Here is an 18,919-nt window from a genome sequence, read left to right as displayed (position 1 = left end):
ATATGGCATTTGAAGGATTAGCCGACCGACTTCAACAGACAATGCAAAAAATCCGCGGCAAAGGAAAAGTTTCTGAAGCCGATGTAAAAGAAATGATGAGAGAAGTTCGTCTAGCTCTTTTAGAAGCGGATGTTAACTTTAAAGTAGTAAAAGATTTTATAAAGCGTGTGTCTGAGCGTGCTGTCGGACAAGATGTAATGAAAAGTTTGACACCTGGACAACAAGTAATTAAAATCGTACAGGAAGAACTTACAGAACTTATGGGCGGAGAGCAAAGCAAAATTGCTGTTGCTAATAAGCCACCTACTGTTATAATGATGGTTGGTCTGCAAGGTGCGGGTAAAACAACGACGACAGGTAAGCTTGCAAATTTGCTTCGTAAAAAGCATAATCGTAAACCGATGCTTGTTGCAGCGGATATTTACCGTCCAGCAGCGATTAAACAGCTTGAAACATTAGGGAAGCAATTGGACATGCCTGTTTTCTCCTTAGGAGATCAAGTAAGTCCGGTTGAAATTGCGAAACAAGCGATTGCGAAAGCAAAAGAAGATCATCACGATTACGTTTTAATCGATACAGCGGGTCGCCTGCATATTGATGAAGAACTAATGGGTGAATTAGCGAAAGTCAAAGAAGTTGCGAAACCGGATGAAATTTTCCTTGTTGTCGATGCGATGACAGGACAAGACGCGGTAAATGTAGCACAAAGTTTCCATGAACAGTTAGGATTAACAGGTGTTGTATTAACGAAATTAGATGGTGATACGCGCGGTGGTGCGGCATTATCTATTAAGGCTGTAACAAATACACCAATTAAATTTGCTGGTATGGGTGAAAAACTAGATGCAATTGAAGCGTTCCATCCAGAACGTATGGCATCCCGTATTTTAGGGATGGGCGACGTCTTAACATTAATTGAAAAAGCGCAAGCTACAGTTGATGAAGAGAAAGCAAAAGAACTTGAGCAAAAAATGCGTACGCTTTCGTTTACGCTTGACGATTTCCTAGAACAACTTGGACAAGTGCGTCAACTTGGACCGCTTGACGAATTGTTAGGAATGCTTCCTGGTGCAAATAAAATTAAAGGGCTGAAAAATGCACAAGTTGATGAAAAACAAATTGGGCATATTGAGGCAATTATTCGTTCTATGACTAAAGTAGAACGAGAACAACCGGAAATAATCAATGCTAGTCGTAAAAAGCGCATTGCCAAAGGTAGCGGTACAACGGTACAAGAAATCAATCGTCTAATCAAGCAATTTGATGATATGAAAAAAATGATGAAGACGATGACGGGAATGCAAAAAGGTAAGAAAAAAGGACTAGGTGGATTGAAGTTTCCATTCATGTAAGGAAAAAAGATGGCTCTGTTAAGAAAAAATACTTTACAAAGCAATAGTCTTTTTGCTAATATAATTATCTGTGTGAAATAAATTCGGAGGTGCTTTATAAATGGCAGTTAAAATTCGTTTAAAACGTATGGGAGCTAAAAAAACTCCTTTCTATCGTGTAGTTGTTGCAGATTCTCGTTCTCCTCGTGACGGACGTTTCATTGAGGAAATCGGTACTTACAATCCGGTTGCTCAACCAGCGGAAGTTAAGATCAACGAAGAAGCAGCATTAAAATGGTTAGGAAATGGTGCTAAACCATCTGATACAGTTCGTAACCTTTTCTCTAACCAAGGTATCATGGAGAAATTCCACTTATCTAAACAAGGTAAGTAATTGAGGCAATGACAATGAAAATGTTAGTCGAGACAATTGTTAAACCTCTTGTGGATCATCCTGGAGATGTAAAAGTTACACAGGAACTTTGCAACGGAGAAATAAAGTATCGATTAACTGTACATCCTGAGGATGTTGGAAAAGTCATTGGAAAGCAAGGGAAAGTTGCGAAAGCGATTAGAATGCTCTTGTATTCAGTGGGACATCATAATGATGAGAACGTCACACTGGAAATTCAATAAACGTAAAAAGGGCGAGGAGTTATTTCCTCTCCCTTTTTTAACATTTAAAGAGAAATTGCATGTTCCATATATAAAATGGAAATGCTTAATTTATATAGAAACCAGGGGTGACATACTATTTATGACAAAATGGTTTAATGTAGGGAAAATTGTAAATACTCATGGCGTAAAAGGAGAAATTCGTGTTATTTCTCGTACTGATTTTCCAGAAGAGCGATATAAAGTAGGGAACACGTTATACATATGGGATGAGAAAGGTACAGACTATCTTACAGTGAAGGTAACTTCTCATCGTCAACATAAGACATTTGATTTATTAACACTTGAAGGATACAACAATGTAGATGAAGTAGAGAAGTTAAAAGGTTCTTTAATAAAAGTACCAGAAGAGCAGTTAGGCGAACTAGCTGAAGGTGAATACTACTACCATGAAATTATTGGTTGCAACGTTGTAACGGAAGAAGGAGAAGCGTTAGGGACAATCAAAGAGATTCTATCTCCTGGTGCGAATGACGTTTGGGTGATTAAACGTCCAAAGGGTCAAGATTTGTTAATTCCTTATATTGATGACGTTGTACTTCAAGTTAACATTGAAAATAAATTAGTAACCATTCATGTAATGGAAGGGCTACTATAATGAAAATTGACATTTTAACATTGTTTCCAGATATGTTTACGGGTGTATTTGGTTCTTCAATTTTAAAGAAAGCACAAGAAAAAGAAGCGGTAGAGCTTCGTGTTGTCAATTTTCGTGAGTATACAACTAGTAAGCATAATAGTGTAGATGATTATCCGTATGGTGGGGGCGCTGGTATGGTATTAACCCCACAGCCTATCTTTGACGCAGTAGAAGAGTTAACGAAGGAAACAGACCGTAAGCCGAGAATCGTCTTAATGTGTCCACAAGGAGAGCGTTTCACGCAGAAGAAGGCAGAAGAGCTTGCTGGAGAAGAGCATGTTATTTTTGTATGTGGCCATTATGAAGGATACGATGAACGAATTCGTGAGCATCTTGTAACAGATGAGATTTCTATTGGGGATTACGTATTAACGGGTGGAGAATTGGCTTCTATGGTAGTCACTGACAGTGTTGTACGTCTTTTGCCAGGAGTGCTTGGGAATCAAACGTCACAAGTGGAAGACTCTTTTAGCACAGGTTTGTTAGAACACCCACATTATACACGTCCTGCTGATTTTCGTGGTATGAAGGTACCGGATGTACTAATGTCAGGAAATCATAAAAACATTGATGAATGGCGCCATAAAGAGTCACTACGTCGTACGTACACACGTAGACCGGATTTACTGGAAGAACGAGAATTATCTAAGCAAGAAGAGAAATGGCTGAAACAGATTAAAGAAGACCGATAAGGGCTTGATATATTTTCTATTGCAACAGTCCTAGCAATATGCTATTATAACATTTGTGCTACTGAAATCAGTAGCCGTATTAACGATGTTCCGCTGTAATTTAATAAGACTTTATAAGAGCATCTGTTTAAAGGAGAGAATTTAATATGCAACAATTAATCACAGAAATCACAAAAGGCCAATTGAAAACTGACCTTCCTTCATTCCGTCCTGGAGACACTTTACGTGTACACGTAAAAGTAGTTGAGGGAACTCGTGAAAGAATTCAGCTTTTCGAAGGTGTTGTAATTAAACGTCGTGGTGGCGGAATCAGTGAAACATTCACAGTTCGTAAGATTTCTTACGGTGTAGGTGTTGAGCGTACATTCCCAGTTCACACGCCAAGAATCGCGAACATCGAAGTACTTCGCCGTGGTAAAGTACGTCGTGCTAAGTTATACTACTTACGTAACCTTCGCGGTAAAAAAGCACGTATTAAAGAAATTCGATAAGACATGTATGGGAGCTTGTAAATACACAAGCTCCCTTTTTCCAATCTATATGAAATTTTGGTATAATACGAGCAGCTTACATAACAGTGGAGGGGAAAGCATGAAGAAAGAGAAGAGCTCACTTTGGGAATGGATCAAAGCAATTTTGATTGCTGTTGTATTAGCGGGCGTAATTAGACAGTTTTTCTTTGCCCCAATTCTCGTAGACGGTGTATCGATGTCGCCGACTTTACATGACCGTGATCGAATGATTGTTAATAAAATTGGCTATCACATAGGTGATCCGAAACGCTTTGATATTATTGTATTCCGAGCGACGGAAGAAAAAGATTATATTAAGCGTATTATTGGCCTGCCAGGCGACGAAATCGAATACCGTAATGATAAACTATATGTTAACGGGAAACCTTATGAGGAGCCGTATTTAGATAAGCAGAAAAAACAACTTGCTGACGGACCGCTTACATATGATTTTACTCTTGAAGAAATGACAGGAAAGAAAACTGTTCCAGAAGGTCAATTATTTGTTTTAGGCGATAATCGTCGTTTTAGTAAAGATAGCCGTTCGATTGGTACAATTTCAATGGACCAAGTGATTGGTAAAGCAAATATGCTATATTGGCCTTTAAAAGATGCACGTATTGTGAAATAAAAGAAAAAGAAGGTGGCAACATGGTAATTCAATGGTTCCCAGGACATATGGCAAAGGCTAGACGCCAAGTAACAGAAAAATTAAAGTTAATTGATGTTGTAATTGAGCTTGTAGATGCTCGATTACCTTTATCTTCTCGTAATCCAATGATTGATGAAATTATTACACATAAACCAAGGCTTGTTGTTTTAAATAAAGCGGATATGGCGGATGATCGTCTTACAAAGCAGTGGATTGCATATTTTGATGAAAGAGGTCAAAAGGCAATTTCAATTAATGCGCAAGCTGGACAAGGTATGAAAGAAATTGCAGCAGCTTGTAAAGTTCTTGTCAAAGAAAAATTCGATAAAATGGTTGCTAAAGGCATTAGACCAAGAGCAATTCGTGCTTTAATTGTAGGTATTCCAAACGTTGGTAAATCTACACTAATTAATAAATTAGCGAAGAAGAATATAGCAAAAACAGGAGATCGTCCTGGTGTGACAACGGCCCAGCAGTGGATTAAAGTTGGGAAAGAAATGGAATTATTAGATACACCAGGTATTTTGTGGCCTAAATTTGAAGATGAATTAGTTGGTCTTCGTTTAGCGACGACTGGTGCAATTAAAGATTCTATATTAAATCTACAGGATGTAGCTATTTATGCGTTACGTTTTATGGAAAAACATTATCCAGAACGTTTAAAAGAGCGATATAATTTAAATGACATTCCAGAAGAAATTGTGGAGTTATTTGATGCAATTGGAAAAAATAGAGGTTGCTTAATGGGCGGCGGAATGATTGATTATGATAAAACATCTGAGCTTATACTTCGTGAGCTTCGTGGTGGAAGATTTGGAAAAATGACATTTGAAACACCAGAAGAGTTTGCAGAGCAGGTAGAAGATGCGGAAAAAGTAGAAGAAGTATAAGACGTGCGTTTGTACGTCTTTTCTTTTTGGTTACGTTTAAAAGGAGTGTAAATAGATGCAAAAAATGACTATTCATGAAGCGGAATGTTTGCTGCAAGAAATTATGAATGAAGAAGACGAGCGTTTTCAAATGTTAGTGAAAGATGAGCGAAAAGGTGTTCAAAAATTAATTTTGAAGTGGTATAAACAAAAAGAGTTAGCGCAAAAAGAAAGAGAAAAATTTCTAGAAATGTCAAAGTACGAAAATGAGTTACGTGAAAAAGGGCTCACATACATTGCTGGTATTGATGAAGTGGGTCGTGGGCCGTTAGCGGGACCGGTTGTGACGGCGGCAGTCGTCCTTCCGGAAGACTTTTATATTCCAGGATTAAATGACTCGAAAAAATTAAGTGAAGCGAAACGTGAGCGTTTTTATGATGAAATTAAAGATCATGCAATTGCGATTGGAGTTGGAATTATATCACCACAAGTTATTGATGAAATAAATATTTATCAAGCGACGAAGCAAGCGATGTTAGATGCCGTTGCTAATTTATCATGTACACCAGAATATTTATTAATCGATGCGATGAAGCTTCCTACATCAATTCCGCAAACATCAATCATTAAAGGTGATGCGAAAAGTGTCTCTATTTCAGCTGCATCTATTATTGCGAAAGTGACGAGAGACCGCATGATGAAAGAGTTAGGAGGAAAGTATCCTGCATATGGATTCGAACAACATATGGGATATGGGACGAAACAGCATTTAGAAGCGATTGAAGTACATGGAGTATTAGAGGAACATCGAAAATCATTCGCGCCAATTAAAGATATGATTCAAAAATAAGCTGTATATTCACAGCTTATTTTTTATTTTGGTATATAAACATTATTATTTTCGAAAAAGAATAAAGCGATTTCAGTTTTCTGACACTTTATTGTAGACAGCGTGCCAATCATCTTATACAATGGCAATGTAATGTTTTTTAAACATTAAAAAACTTTTCGAGTAAAACAGGAAAACAGGGGAGGATGGGACCATGAATATCCATGAGTACCAAGGTAAGGCAGTCCTTAGAAGCTATGGGGTTAGCGTTCCGAACGGGAAGGTTGCATTTACAGTAGAAGAAGCTGTAGAAGCAGCGAAAGAATTAGGAACGGAAGTATGTGTAGTTAAAGCGCAAATTCACGCTGGTGGACGCGGCAAAGCTGGCGGTGTAAAAGTTGCGAAAAATTTAGAAGAAGTTCGTACATATGCAGAAAGCATTTTAGGAACTACACTTGTGACGCATCAAACAGGTCCTGAAGGTAAGGAAGTAAAACGCTTACTTATCGAAGAAGGTTGCGATATTAAAAAAGAATATTATGTAGGTCTTGTATTAGATCGTGCAACTTCTCAAGTTGTTTTAATGGCATCTGAAGAAGGTGGAACAGAAATTGAAGAAGTAGCAGAAAAAACGCCTGAAAAAATCTTTAAAGAATATATTGATCCAGCAGTAGGTTTACAAGGTTTCCAAGCGCGTAGAATCGCGTTTAACATCAATATTCCAAAAGAACTTGTAGGACAAGCTGTGAAGTTTATGATGGGCTTATACAGTGCGTTTATCGAAAAAGATTGCTCTATCGCTGAGATTAATCCACTTGTTACAACAGGTGACGGTAAAGTTATGGCGTTAGATGCAAAATTAAACTTTGATTCTAATGCGTTATATCGCAATAAAGATATTTTAGAACTTCGTGATCTTGAAGAAGAAGATTCAAAAGAAATTGAAGCTTCTAAATATGACTTAAACTACATTCCTTTAGATGGAAATATCGGTTGTATGGTTAATGGTGCAGGTTTAGCAATGGCTACAATGGATATCATTAAACATTACCATGGTGACCCAGCTAACTTCTTAGATGTTGGTGGCGGCGCAACAGCTGAAAAAGTTACAGAAGCATTCAAAATTATCCTTTCTGACAAAAATGTAAAAGGTATCTTCGTTAACATTTTTGGTGGCATTATGAAGTGTGATGTTATCGCAGAAGGTGTTATTGAAGCGACGAAGCAGGTAGGTCTTGAGTTGCCTTTAGTTGTACGTCTTGAAGGTACAAACGTAGAGCTAGGAAAGAAAATTTTAAATGAGTCTGGTTTAAATATTGTTGCAGCAGAATCTATGGCAGACGGTGCACAAAAAATTGTTTCACTAGTGGGCTAATAGAAAGCGGGGGAGAAAAATGAGCGTATTAGTTAATAAAGATACAAAAGTTATTGTTCAAGGTATTACAGGTTCTCAAGGGTTATTCCATACAAAGCAAATGATTGAATACGGTACGAAAATTGTAGGTGGTGTAACACCAGGTAAAGGTGGCACTGATATTGAAGGCGTACCAGTATTTGATACAGTAGAAGATGCTGTGAAAGCAACAGGCGCAAACGCTTCAGTTGTATACGTTCCACCCGCTTTTGCGGCTGATGCAATTATGGAAGCTGTTGATGCAAAGGTTGATTTAGTAGTATGTATTACTGAAGGAATCCCTGTATTAGATATGGTAAACGTAAAGAGATATATGGCGGGTAAACATACACGTTTACTTGGACCAAACTGCCCTGGTGTCTACACCTGACGAATGTAAAATTGGTATTATGCCAGGATATATTCACAAAAAAGGTCATGTTGGTATCGTATCTCGCTCTGGTACATTAACGTATGAAGCTGTACATCAGTTAACGCAAGAAGGTATTGGCCAATCTACTGCTGTAGGTATCGGGGGAGACCCTGTTAACGGTACGGACTTTATTGATGCGTTAAAAGCATTTAATGAAGATGAAGAAACGCATGCTGTAATTATGATTGGTGAAATCGGCGGTACGGCAGAAGAAGAAGCAGCAGAATGGGTACAAGCTAATATGACAAAACCAGTTGTAGGCTTCATTGGTGGTCAAACAGCGCCTGAAGGCAAACGTATGGGTCATGCTGGGGCGATCATTTCTGGCGGCAAAGGAACTGCTGCTGAAAAGATTAAAACAATGGAAGCTTGTGGTATTAAAGTAGCGGAAACACCAGCTGTTATGGGTGAAACATTAATCTCTGTTTTAAAAGAAAAGGGATTATTTGAGACTTGTAAAAACTACTAATCTTTTTGAAAGACACCTTCTTATTAGAGGGTGTCTTTTTACACATTTTTTGTTTACATAATAAAAATTATGGGTAAGGAGAATTGAGATGAAAAGAGAACGTTTATTGCACCTTCATTACATGTTGGCGGATCATTGGAAGGCGATGGAGAGACTACTATATGTTGATCCAGAACTGAAGGGAATATACACTTTTAGTCCGGAACAATTTGAATATTACGCTGGAATATCCTCGGAAAAATCTTTAGAACTAGTAAATTTTCTTCAAATTTCAAATCTCCAACAATATGTATCCCAGTTAGAAAAAAAGAGAATATTTTATATAACAATATGGGATAAGGACTATCCACAATTACTGCGAGAAATACAAGATCCCCCTTTTGTTTTATACGGAAAAGGAGAAAGAGATTTTCTAAATAAAGTAAATAAATTAGCGATTGTTGGAACGAGAGAACCGTCTTTATATGGAAAGGAGAGTATGAAGTTTATTTTACAACCTTTACTTGAAAAAGAATGGCTTATTGTTAGTGGGTTTGCAAGAGGGATAGATACAATTGCTCATGAAGTTACAGTAAGGCAGCATTGCCCGACCATTGCAATATTAGGACACGGATTATCTTATATGTATCCAAAGGAGAATAGAGGTTTGTATGACACGTGGAAAGATTATATATTGTTATTGACAGAGTATCCGCCTCATTATGTGCCGAAAAAATGGTATTTCCCAAAAAGAAATCGAATTATTAGCGGTATAAGTAAAGGTGTTTTAGTTGTAGAAGCAAAAACGAGAAGTGGATCCCTTATTACTGCAGACCTTGCGCTAGAACAAAATAGAGAGGTGTTTGCGCTTCCTGGACCTATATTTATAGAGAGTGCAGCGGGAACGAATCATCTAATTCAACAAGGCGCAAAGCTAGTAAGAAATGCGGAGGATATCCTTGAAGAAATTTTAAATTAACCATATATTTTTATGTTTTTATTAAACAATTATTGACAAATGGTAGATTGTCGCTGTATGGTATATTCATTCTTGATTGACAAAAACAAGAGAAATCAATAAGATTGATGAAGACTTGAATCCACCTCTTAAGGAGGCACTAGCATGTCAGATTACCTCGTAATCGTGGAGTCGCCTTCTAAGGCGAAGACCATTGAAAAATATTTAGGGAAAAAATACAAAGTCGTCGCGTCCATGGGACATGTCCGCGATTTACCTAAAAGCCAAATGGGGATAGAAGTAAAGAATAACTTCACCCCGAAGTATATTACCATTCGTGGTAAGGGTCCCGTTTTAAAAGATTTAAAATCAGCGGCAAAAAAAGCAAAGAAAGTCTATCTCGCGGCCGATCCGGATCGTGAAGGAGAAGCAATTGCTTGGCATTTAGCAAATACGTTAAATGTGGACGTTGAATCAGATTGCCGAGTTGTATTTAATGAGATTACAAAAGATGCAATAAAAGAATCATTTAAATATCCTCGTGCAATTAATATGGATTTAGTAGATGCACAACAGGCAAGACGTATACTCGATCGTCTTGTTGGTTACAATATTAGTCCTTTATTATGGAAGAAAGTAAAAAAAGGATTAAGTGCAGGACGCGTACAATCTGTAGCAGTTCGTTTAATCATCGAACGTGAAAAAGAAATTCAAAGTTTTGAACCTGAAGAATTCTGGACAATTAAAACAGAATTTGTGAAAGGGAAAGACACATTTGAAGCAAGCTTTTACGGTGTAGATGGTGAAAAAGTTCAATTAACGAACGAAGCACAAGTGAACGAAATAATCGAAAAGATGAAAGACAATGCGTTTTCGGTTGAAAATGTAACGCGAAAAGAGCGAAAGCGTAACCCTGCATTACCGTTTACAACATCTTCCTTGCAACAAGAGGCAGCGCGTAAGTTAAATATGCGAGCAAAGAAAACAATGATGCTTGCACAGCAGCTGTATGAAGGGATAGATCTTGGAAAACAAGGGACTGTAGGTCTTATTACGTATATGAGAACTGATTCAACACGTATCTCAGAAACAGCTCAAACAGAGGCTCGTGATTACATTACTGAGGCGTTTGGTGCGGAATACATAGGAACAGAGAAGAGGAAAGAAACGAAAAAGTCGAAAGCACAAGATGCGCATGAGGCGATTCGTCCTACTTCGGTAATGAGAAAGCCAGAGGAACTAAAAAGTTTCTTAAGTCGTGATCAACTCCGTTTGTATAAACTGATTTGGGAGCGATTTGTTGCAAGTCAAATGGCATCTGCTATAATGGATACTGTTACAGCGAAACTCATTAATAACAATGTTCAGTTCCGTGCAAGTGGATCAGTTGTAAAGTTCCCAGGATTTATGAAAGTGTACGTAGAGTCGAAAGATGATGGTGCGGAAGAAAAGGATAAGATGTTGCCACCGTTAGAAGTAGGTGAAACTGTATTTTCAAAAGATATAGAACCAAAGCAACATTACACACAGCCTCCGCCGCGTTATACAGAGGCTCGTCTAGTAAGAACACTTGAAGAGCTTGGAATTGGGAGACCGTCTACTTATGTACCGACACTTGAAACAATCCAAAAACGAGGATACGTTGCTTTAGATAATAAACGCTTCGTTCCGACTGAGCTTGGTGGAATAGTAATCGAACTTATTTTAGAGTTTTTCCCAGAAATTATTAACATTGAATTTACTGCCAATATGGAGCAAAGCCTTGATGAAGTAGAAGAAGGAAATGCGAATTGGGTGAAAATTGTTGATGATTTCTACGTAGGATTTGAACCGCGCTTAGAAAAAGCGGAAAAAGAAATGCGTGAAGTGGAAATTAAAGATGAACCAGCTGGGGAAGACTGTGAATTATGTAGTCACCCGATGGTCTTTAAAATGGGTAAATATGGGAAGTTTATGGCTTGTTCAAATTTCCCGGAATGTCGTAATACAAAACCGATTGTAAAAGAAATCGGTGTTACTTGTCCGAAGTGTGATAAAGGGCAAATTATTGAACGCCGTAGTAATAAAAAGAAACGCCTTTTCTACGGATGCGGTACGTATCCAGAATGTGACTTTGTATCTTGGGATAAGCCGATTGGTCGTAAATGTCCGAAGTGTGAAGGTATGCTCGTAGAGAAAAAGTTAAAAAAAGGCGTGCAAGTACAATGTATTTCGTGTGATTATGAAGAAGAACAACAAATGTGAGCGTAACTGCTCACATTTTTTTCGGGAAGAAAAGGAAAGGTGATATATATGACAACACAAGTAGTAAACGTCATTGGCGCAGGTCTTGCAGGAAGCGAAGCAGCTTACCAAATTGCAAAGCGTGGTGTCCAAGTAAAATTATATGAAATGAGACCAGTAAGGCAAACACCAGCTCATCATACAGATAAATTTGCTGAATTAGTATGTAGTAACTCACTTCGCGCAAACACATTAACAAATGCTGTTGGTGTTATTAAAGAAGAAATGCGTCTAATGGATTCTGTCATTATTCGTGCAGCCGATGAGTGCTCTGTACCAGCAGGAGGTGCTTTAGCTGTAGACCGTCATGAATTCGCGGCGAAAGTGACTGAATATGTGAAAAATCATCCGAACGTAACTGTAATGAATGAGGAAATCACTGAAATTCCAGAGGGACCAACTGTTATTGCGACAGGTCCACTTACGTCTCCTGATCTTTCTGCACAATTAAAAAAACTAACAGGTGAAGATTATTTTTATTTCTATGATGCTGCCGCGCCAATCGTTGAGAAAGACAGCATTGACATGAATAAAGTATATTTAAAATCCCGTTATGATAAAGGTGAAGCGGCATATTTAAACTGTCCAATGACAGAAGAAGAGTTTGATCGTTTTTATGAGGCTTTAATTGCTGCTGAGACAGTGCCTTTAAAAGAATTTGAAAAAGAAATTTTCTTTGAAGGTTGTATGCCAGTAGAAGTTATGGCAAGTAGAGGAAGACAGACGTTAGTATTTGGGCCGATGAAGCCTGTTGGGTTAGAAGATCCGAAAACAGGGAAAACACCGTATGCGGTTGTTCAGTTACGTCAAGATGATGCAGCAGGAACATTATACAATATTGTAGGCTTCCAAACACATTTAAAGTGGGGGCCACAAAAAGAAGTGTTACAGCTAATTCCAGGACTAGAAAACGCAGAGATTGTACGTTATGGTGTAATGCATCGTAATACGTTTATTAATTCGCCTAATTTGCTTCGTCCAACATATCAATATAAACAACGTGATGATTTATTCTTCGCTGGTCAAATGACTGGTGTAGAGGGTTATGTTGAATCAGCAGCATCAGGATTATTAGCGGGTATTAACGCTGCTCGACTTGTACAAGGTGAAGAGCCAGTTGTATTACCACCTGTAACTGCAATGGGAAGTATGGCAAATTATATTACTGCGACAAATGCGAAAAACTTCCAGCCAATGAATGCAAACTTCGGTTTATTTACACCGTTAGAGAAGAAAATTAAAAAGAAACAAGAGCGAAATGAAGCATATGCTACACGCGCTTTGGAAACAATTCAAAATTTTGTAAATATTTAATTAAATTTCTTGCAAAGGCTACTAAGTTGTGATACGATTTAGTAGCCTTTATTGAGGTGAATTATATGGATGTGAATGTGAAGAAATTGTTACAATTATTCGTTGGATATTTACAAATTGAAAGAAATTATTCAAAATATACAATTGCAAGTTATCAAAATGATTTAGAACATTTTGTGCAATTTATGGAGCGAGAAGGCATATCCTCTTTTTTAGATGTTACATACGCGGATGTTCGTTTATACTTGACGACGTTGCACGATCAGAAGTTAGCCCGTAAATCTGTCGCAAGGAAAGTATCAAGCTTACGAAGTTTATATCGTTTTTTGATGCGTGAAGGTTATCAAAAAGATAATCCGTTTGCACTTGCGTCACTTCCCAAGAAAGAATTGTCAATCCCAAAGTTTTTATATGCTGAAGAGTTAGAGGAATTGTTTGAAGTTTCTGATACAGGGGCACCATTAGGTCAAAGGAATCAAGCTTTATTAGAGTTGATGTATGCAACTGGGATTCGTGTAAGCGAATGCGTTAATTTGCAACTTACCGACATTGACTTTGCAGTGGGAACAATTTTAGTGATGGGAAAAGGGAAAAAACAAAGATATATTCCGTTCGGAAGCTATGCACAAGATGCTTTAATTACTTATATAGAGAACGGGAGAAAACAGTTAGCTCAAAAGACTGAAGAACAATCTCATATGGTATTTTTAAATGCGAAAGGTAAGCCGTTAACAGATCAGGGTGTACGTTATGTTTTGAACGAACTCATTAAGAAAGCTTCACTTACAATGCGGATAAGTCCCCATATGTTAAGGCATACATTTGCTACACATATGTTGGATGAAGGAGCGGATTTACGTACTGTGCAGGAGCTATTAGGTCATGAGAATTTGTCAACCACACAAATTTATACGCATGTCTCTAAAGAAAGATTGCGTTCTGTGTACATGAAGCATCACCCGCGGGCATAAATTGCTTTTAAGGCTATAAAAACATATAAAGGAGTTTTTTCTATGGGAAATTTCCACGCTACAACGATATTTGCAGTTCATCATAATGGAGAATGTGCAATGGCTGGAGATGGTCAGGTAACGATGGGGAATGCTGTTGTAATGAAACATACAGCTCGCAAAGTTCGCAAACTTTTCCAAGGGAAAGTTTTAGCTGGTTTTGCAGGATCAGTTGCTGATGCATTTACTCTTTTTGAAATGTTTGAAGGAAAATTAGAAGAGTATAATGGCAATTTGCAGCGCGCTGCAGTTGAGATGGCGAAACAATGGCGTGGTGATAAAATGCTACGTCAGCTAGAAGCAATGCTCATTGTCATGGATAAAACAACGATGCTCCTTGTTTCAGGTACAGGAGAAGTGATTGAACCAGATGATGGTATTTTAGCAATTGGTTCAGGCGGACATTATGCACTTGCTGCTGGTCGTGCTTTAAAGCAACATGCAAGTGAACATTTAACAGCGAAACAAATTGCGAAGGCCAGTTTAGAAATTGCAGGCGATATTTGTGTTTATACGAACCACAACATAATTGTTGAAGAATTGTAGAATCGTAAGGGAGGCATTTTATATGCATTTACATTTTACTCCGCGTCAAATTGTGGAAAAATTAGATCAATACATCATCGGTCAAAAAGATGCAAAGAAAGCGGTTGCTGTAGCTCTACGAAATCGATACCGTCGCAGTAAATTAGTTGAAAATTTACGTGATGAAATTGCACCTAAAAACATTTTAATGATTGGACCGACAGGTGTTGGTAAAACAGAGGTAGCACGGCGAATGGCGAAACTCGTTGGAGCACCTTTTATTAAGGTTGAAGCGACGAAATTTACAGAAGTTGGATATGTGGGTCGAGATGTAGAGTCGATGGTCCGCGACCTTGTTGAAACGTCTGTTCGCATTGTGAAAGAGGAAATGGTAGTTAAAGTTCAAGATAAAGCAGAAGAGCAAGCGAATCAACGTCTTGTTGAAATTTTAGTGCCGAGTCCGGAGAAACAATCTGGATTTAAAAATCCATTAGAAATGCTTTTTGGTGGTAATCAAAATTCAAACCAAACATCTGATGCACAGGAAGATGATGAAATCGAAAAGAAACGTCAAGATGTGGAAAGAAAGCTTGCGGCAGGCCTTCTTGAAGATGAAGTGATATCGATCGAAGTGACGGAACAACAGTCTTCTATGTTTGATATGTTGCAAGGAACTGGCATGGAGCAAATGGGAATGAATTTCCAAGATGCACTAGGAAGTATCATGCCGAAAAAAACGAAAAAACGTAAACTTTCTGTAAAAGAAGCAAGAAAACTCTTGACAAATGAAGAGGCACAGCGCTTAATTGATATGGATGAAGTTACACAAGAGGCTGTTTATCGTGCTGAACAGCTCGGGATTATTTTTATCGATGAAATTGACAAAATTGCTGGTAAGCAGTCGAATAGCGTAGATGTATCGCGTGAAGGTGTGCAACGTGACATTTTACCGATTGTAGAAGGGTCGAATGTAGCAACGAAATACGGATCAGTAAAAACGGATTATATTTTATTTGTTGCAGCTGGAGCGTTCCATATGTCTAAACCGTCGGATTTAATTCCGGAATTGCAAGGGAGATTTCCGATTCGAGTAGAATTAACAAAATTATCGGCGGATGATTTTGTTAAAATATTAATCGAGCCTGACAATGCGCTAATTAAACAGTACACGGCGTTATTAGCGACTGAAGGTATAGAAATTGAATTTTCAGACGAAGCTATTCGTAAGATTGCTGAGATTGCTTATCAAGTTAATCAGGATACAGATAATATTGGAGCGAGAAGACTTCATACTGTTATGGAGAAGCTCCTTGAAGATTTATCGTTTGAGGCATCTGAAATTACGTTAGAGAAAATAACGATAACACCTCAATATGTTGAGGAAAAATTAGCGACAATAGCTAAAAATAAAGATGTGAGCCAGTTTATTTTGTAATAGTGTCATCAGGTGACTCGCCCTAGTTTCCAAGTGATGAAAAAATATGTAAGTAACATGTAGGAGGAAATTTTGAAATGGAATTATTAGCAAAAACGAGAAAATTAAATGCGTTATTACAGAGCGCAGCAGGAAAGCCTGTAAACTTTAGAGAGATGTCTGACACAATGTGTGAAGTAATTGAAGCGAACGTGTTCGTTGTAAGTCGTCGCGGTAAATTATTAGGATATGCGATTCACCAACAAATCGAAAACGAACGTATGAAGCACATGCTTGCAGAGCGTCAATTCCCAGAAGAGTATACGCAAAGTTTATTCAATGTTACAGAAACATCTTCAAATTTAGGTGTGGATAGTGACTACACAGCATTCCCGGTAGAAAATAGAGAATTATTCGGTCAAGGTTTAACTACAATCGTACCAATCGTTGGTGGCGGTGAGCGTCTAGGTACACTAGTATTAGCTCGTCTTGGTCAAGAGTTCTTAGACGATGATTTAATTCTTGCTGAATACAGCTCAACTGTTGTAGGTATGGAAATCTTACGTGAAAAAGCAGAAGAAATCGAAGAGGAAGCACGTAGTAAAGCTGTTGTTCAAATGGCGATTAGCTCATTATCTTACAGTGAGTTAGAAGCAATCGAGCATATCTTCGAAGAATTAAATGGAACAGAAGGTTTACTTGTTGCAAGTAAAATTGCTGATCGCGTGGGAATTACTCGTTCGGTAATCGTAAATGCACTACGTAAATTAGAAAGTGCTGGTGTTATTGAGTCTCGCTCTTTAGGTATGAAAGGAACATACATTAAAGTGCTAAACGACAAGTTTCTACAGGAACTTGCTAAATTAAAAACAAACTAATTTATAAAAAAACTCTCCTCGCTTGAGGAGAGTTTTTTGTTTTTTTAAGTGAATGATTTTGCTTACGTAAGGCGTCATGACAACATTCATTAGAAAACTATTAATTAACCTTCAATTCCTTGCTTAAAGGAATTGAAGGTTGGTAATACTAGAATTTGAGCGTGAAAAAAAGAAAGTTTTACATTGTTCGCATTTTCGACTTGATTGTAATATTTCAGTATGATATAGTAAGCAGTGGTGTCAGTACAAAGTACACACGTTTACTGATTTAAGTGTTGGTGCTACGTTCGTAGTTTCGCTTAGAGATGAAGTAAACGGAGGATATCAAAAAACCATTTAGGAGGAACTAAATTATGTCAGTAATTTCTATGAAACAATTGCTTGAAGCTGGTGTTCATTTCGGACATCAAACTCGTCGTTGGAACCCAAAAATGAAGCGTTACATCTTCACAGAGCGTAACGGTATCTACATCATCGACTTACAAAAAACTGTGAAAAAAGTTGAGGAAGCTTACAGAACGATGCGTGACATCGCTGCTGAAGGTGGAGACATTTTATTCGTAGGTACTAAAAAACAAGCACAAGAAGCTATTAAAGAAGAAGCAACTCGTGCTGGTATGTACTTCGTTAACCAACGTTGGTTAGGTGGAACTTTAACAAACTTCCAAACAATCCAAAAGCGTATCAAGCGTCTTAAAGATATCGAAAGAATGCAAGAAGATGGTACTTTCGAAGTACTTCCTAAGAAAGAAGTTGTTCAACTTAAAAAAGAGTTAGAGCGTCTTGAGAAATTCTTAGGCGGTATTAAAGATATGAAAGGTCTTCCAAGTGCATTATTCGTAGTAGACCCTCGTAAAGAGCGTATTGCAGTTGCTGAAGCGCGCAAATTACACATTCCAATCATCGGTATCGTTGATACAAACTGTGATCCAGACGAAATCGATCACGTTATCCCAGCAAACGATGATGCAATTCGTGCTGTAAAACTTCTTACATCTAAAATGGCAGACGCGATCCTTGAATCAAAACAAGGTGAAGAAACTGTTACTGCGTAACAAATTTGGAAAGGTGATAAGGGGTTCGGCCTTTTATCACCTTTTTTAAGGTATAAATACATATTTTAGGAGGATGAAAAACATGGCAATCACTGCACAAATGGTAAAAGAACTTCGTGAAAAAACTGGCGCAGGTATGATGGACTGCAAAAAAGCTTTAACAGAAACTAACGGCGACATGGAGAAAGCAATTGACTTCTTACGTGAAAAAGGTATTGCGAAAGCTGCTAAAAAAGCAGACCGCATCGCTGCTGAAGGTTTAACTTTCATCGAAACAAACGGTAACGAAGGTTTAATCTTAGAATTAAACTCTGAGACTGATTTCGTTGCGAAAAACGAAGGTTTCCAAGCGTTAATTAAAGAATTAGCTGCTCACTTATTAGCTAACAAACCTGCTAACGTTGAAGAAGCTATGGCTCAAACAATCGAAGGCGGCAAAACAGTAGAAGAGCACATCAACGAAGCAATCGCTAAAATTGGTGAAAAACTTACACTTCGTCGTTTCGAAATCGTATCAAAAACTGATGCTGATGCATTCGGCGCTTACCTACACATGGGTGGACGTATTGGTGTATTAACAGTTCTTGAAGGTTCTACTGATGAAGCAGCTGCTAAAGATGTAGCAATGCACATCGCAGCAGTTAACCCTAAATACATCGACCGCGATGCTGTAACAGCTGAAGAAGTTGAGCATGAGCGTCAAGTATTAACACAACAAGCTTTAAACGAAGGCAAGCCTGAAAAAATCGTTGCGAAAATGGTAGAAGGCCGTCTTGGCAAATTCTTTGAAGAGATTTGCTTACTTGACCAAACATTCGTTAAGAATCCTGACATGAAAGTTCGTCAATTCGTTGAGTCTAAAGGCGGAACATTAAAAGGATTCGTTCGCTACGCTGTTGGTGAAGGTATCGAAAAACGCGAAGACAACTTTGCTGAAGAAGTAATGAACCAAGTAAAAGGTAACAACTAATACAGATTAGGGAACACATTGTGTTCCCTTTTTTAAAA

Annotated in this window: 19 protein-coding genes and 1 pseudogene; all 20 read left to right on the top strand. The window is 38.0% G+C overall.

Annotation, left to right across the window (positions count from 1 at the left end; genetic code table 11):
- The first annotated feature begins 2 nt into the window (after positions 1-2).
- The 20 genes and pseudogenes from ffh (at position 3) to tsf (ending at position 18,881) form a co-directional block, all read left to right on the top strand.
- Complete coding sequence (gene ffh / locus LCF45_RS18935) at positions 3-1,352, top strand: signal recognition particle protein (RefSeq protein WP_002014519.1); 1,350 nt, start codon at positions 3-5, stop codon at positions 1,350-1,352.
- Between the two features lie 100 nt (positions 1,353-1,452).
- Positions 1,453-1,725: a 30S ribosomal protein S16 gene (rpsP, locus tag LCF45_RS18930; RefSeq protein ID WP_000268750.1), complete on the top strand. Its 273-nt coding sequence runs from the start codon at positions 1,453-1,455 to the stop codon at positions 1,723-1,725.
- Between the two features lie 14 nt (positions 1,726-1,739).
- Positions 1,740-1,967 carry a KH domain-containing protein gene (locus tag LCF45_RS18925; protein ID WP_002088196.1) on the top strand — a complete coding sequence of 76 codons (228 nt, stop codon included), beginning with the start codon at positions 1,740-1,742 and terminating at the stop codon, positions 1,965-1,967.
- A gap of 121 nt (positions 1,968-2,088) precedes the next feature.
- Positions 2,089-2,604: a ribosome maturation factor RimM gene (gene rimM / locus LCF45_RS18920; protein ID WP_002014521.1), complete on the top strand. Its 516-nt coding sequence runs from the start codon at positions 2,089-2,091 to the stop codon at positions 2,602-2,604.
- A complete protein-coding gene (trmD, locus tag LCF45_RS18915) occupies positions 2,604-3,338 on the top strand; it encodes a tRNA (guanosine(37)-N1)-methyltransferase TrmD (RefSeq protein ID WP_050000358.1) in 735 nt (244 codons plus the stop codon). The genes rimM and trmD overlap by 1 nt, the downstream gene beginning before the upstream one ends.
- Positions 3,339-3,484: 146 nt before the next feature.
- A complete protein-coding gene (rplS, locus tag LCF45_RS18910; RefSeq protein ID WP_002014524.1) occupies positions 3,485-3,829 on the top strand; it encodes a 50S ribosomal protein L19 in 345 nt (114 codons plus the stop codon).
- Positions 3,830-3,929: 100 nt separating this feature from the next.
- Complete coding sequence (gene lepB / locus LCF45_RS18905) at positions 3,930-4,481, top strand: signal peptidase I (RefSeq protein ID WP_002066791.1); 552 nt, start codon at positions 3,930-3,932, stop codon at positions 4,479-4,481.
- 20 nt (positions 4,482-4,501) lie between these two features.
- Entirely contained in the window at positions 4,502-5,392 is an 891-nt protein-coding gene (ylqF, locus tag LCF45_RS18900) for a ribosome biogenesis GTPase YlqF (protein ID WP_002128821.1), read from the top strand.
- Positions 5,393-5,447: 55 nt separating this feature from the next.
- The gene (locus LCF45_RS18895; protein WP_002142917.1) at positions 5,448-6,221 is read left to right on the top strand and encodes a ribonuclease HII; all 774 of its coding nucleotides are present in this window, start codon (positions 5,448-5,450) and stop codon (positions 6,219-6,221) included.
- A gap of 193 nt (positions 6,222-6,414) precedes the next feature.
- Positions 6,415-7,575 (top strand): ADP-forming succinate--CoA ligase subunit beta, encoded by a 1,161-nt coding sequence (gene sucC, locus LCF45_RS18890; protein WP_002014529.1) that lies wholly within the window; start codon positions 6,415-6,417, stop codon positions 7,573-7,575.
- A gap of 19 nt (positions 7,576-7,594) precedes the next feature.
- Positions 7,595-8,495 (top strand): annotated as a pseudogene (gene sucD / locus LCF45_RS18885) (succinate--CoA ligase subunit alpha).
- Positions 8,496-8,583: 88 nt separating this feature from the next.
- Positions 8,584-9,453, top strand: coding sequence for a DNA-processing protein DprA (dprA, locus tag LCF45_RS18880; protein ID WP_002167750.1), 870 nt, complete (start codon positions 8,584-8,586; stop codon positions 9,451-9,453).
- A 144-nt stretch (positions 9,454-9,597) separates the two neighbouring features.
- Positions 9,598-11,676 (top strand): type I DNA topoisomerase, encoded by a 2,079-nt coding sequence (gene topA, locus LCF45_RS18875; RefSeq protein WP_002088184.1) that lies wholly within the window; start codon positions 9,598-9,600, stop codon positions 11,674-11,676.
- A gap of 48 nt (positions 11,677-11,724) precedes the next feature.
- Positions 11,725-13,029 (top strand): FADH(2)-oxidizing methylenetetrahydrofolate--tRNA-(uracil(54)-C(5))-methyltransferase TrmFO, encoded by a 1,305-nt coding sequence (gene trmFO, locus LCF45_RS18870; RefSeq protein ID WP_002066796.1) that lies wholly within the window; start codon positions 11,725-11,727, stop codon positions 13,027-13,029.
- Positions 13,030-13,100: 71 nt separating this feature from the next.
- Positions 13,101-14,000: a tyrosine recombinase XerC gene (gene xerC, locus LCF45_RS18865; RefSeq protein WP_078175468.1), complete on the top strand. Its 900-nt coding sequence runs from the start codon at positions 13,101-13,103 to the stop codon at positions 13,998-14,000.
- Between the two features lie 42 nt (positions 14,001-14,042).
- The gene (gene hslV, locus LCF45_RS18860; protein WP_002014538.1) at positions 14,043-14,585 is read left to right on the top strand and encodes an ATP-dependent protease proteolytic subunit HslV; all 543 of its coding nucleotides are present in this window, start codon (positions 14,043-14,045) and stop codon (positions 14,583-14,585) included.
- A gap of 22 nt (positions 14,586-14,607) precedes the next feature.
- Positions 14,608-15,999, top strand: coding sequence for an ATP-dependent protease ATPase subunit HslU (hslU, locus tag LCF45_RS18855; RefSeq protein ID WP_002014539.1), 1,392 nt, complete (start codon positions 14,608-14,610; stop codon positions 15,997-15,999).
- A 77-nt stretch (positions 16,000-16,076) separates the two neighbouring features.
- Positions 16,077-16,856: a GTP-sensing pleiotropic transcriptional regulator CodY gene (gene codY / locus LCF45_RS18850; protein WP_002014541.1), complete on the top strand. Its 780-nt coding sequence runs from the start codon at positions 16,077-16,079 to the stop codon at positions 16,854-16,856.
- A 353-nt stretch (positions 16,857-17,209) separates the two neighbouring features.
- Complete coding sequence (gene rpsB, locus LCF45_RS18845; RefSeq protein ID WP_002185070.1) at positions 17,210-17,911, top strand: 30S ribosomal protein S2; 702 nt, start codon at positions 17,210-17,212, stop codon at positions 17,909-17,911.
- 82 nt (positions 17,912-17,993) lie between these two features.
- Entirely contained in the window at positions 17,994-18,881 is an 888-nt protein-coding gene (tsf, locus tag LCF45_RS18840; RefSeq protein WP_002088177.1) for a translation elongation factor Ts, read from the top strand.
- Positions 18,882-18,919: the final 38 nt, after the last annotated feature.

This window comes from Bacillus sp. 41-22 (genome assembly GCF_025809295.1).
GTDB lineage: Bacteria > Bacillota > Bacilli > Bacillales > Bacillaceae_G > Bacillus_A > Bacillus_A mycoides.
The sequence above is the reverse complement of the archived record's forward strand: the minus strand, read 5'-3'. Positions and strand labels throughout refer to the sequence as shown.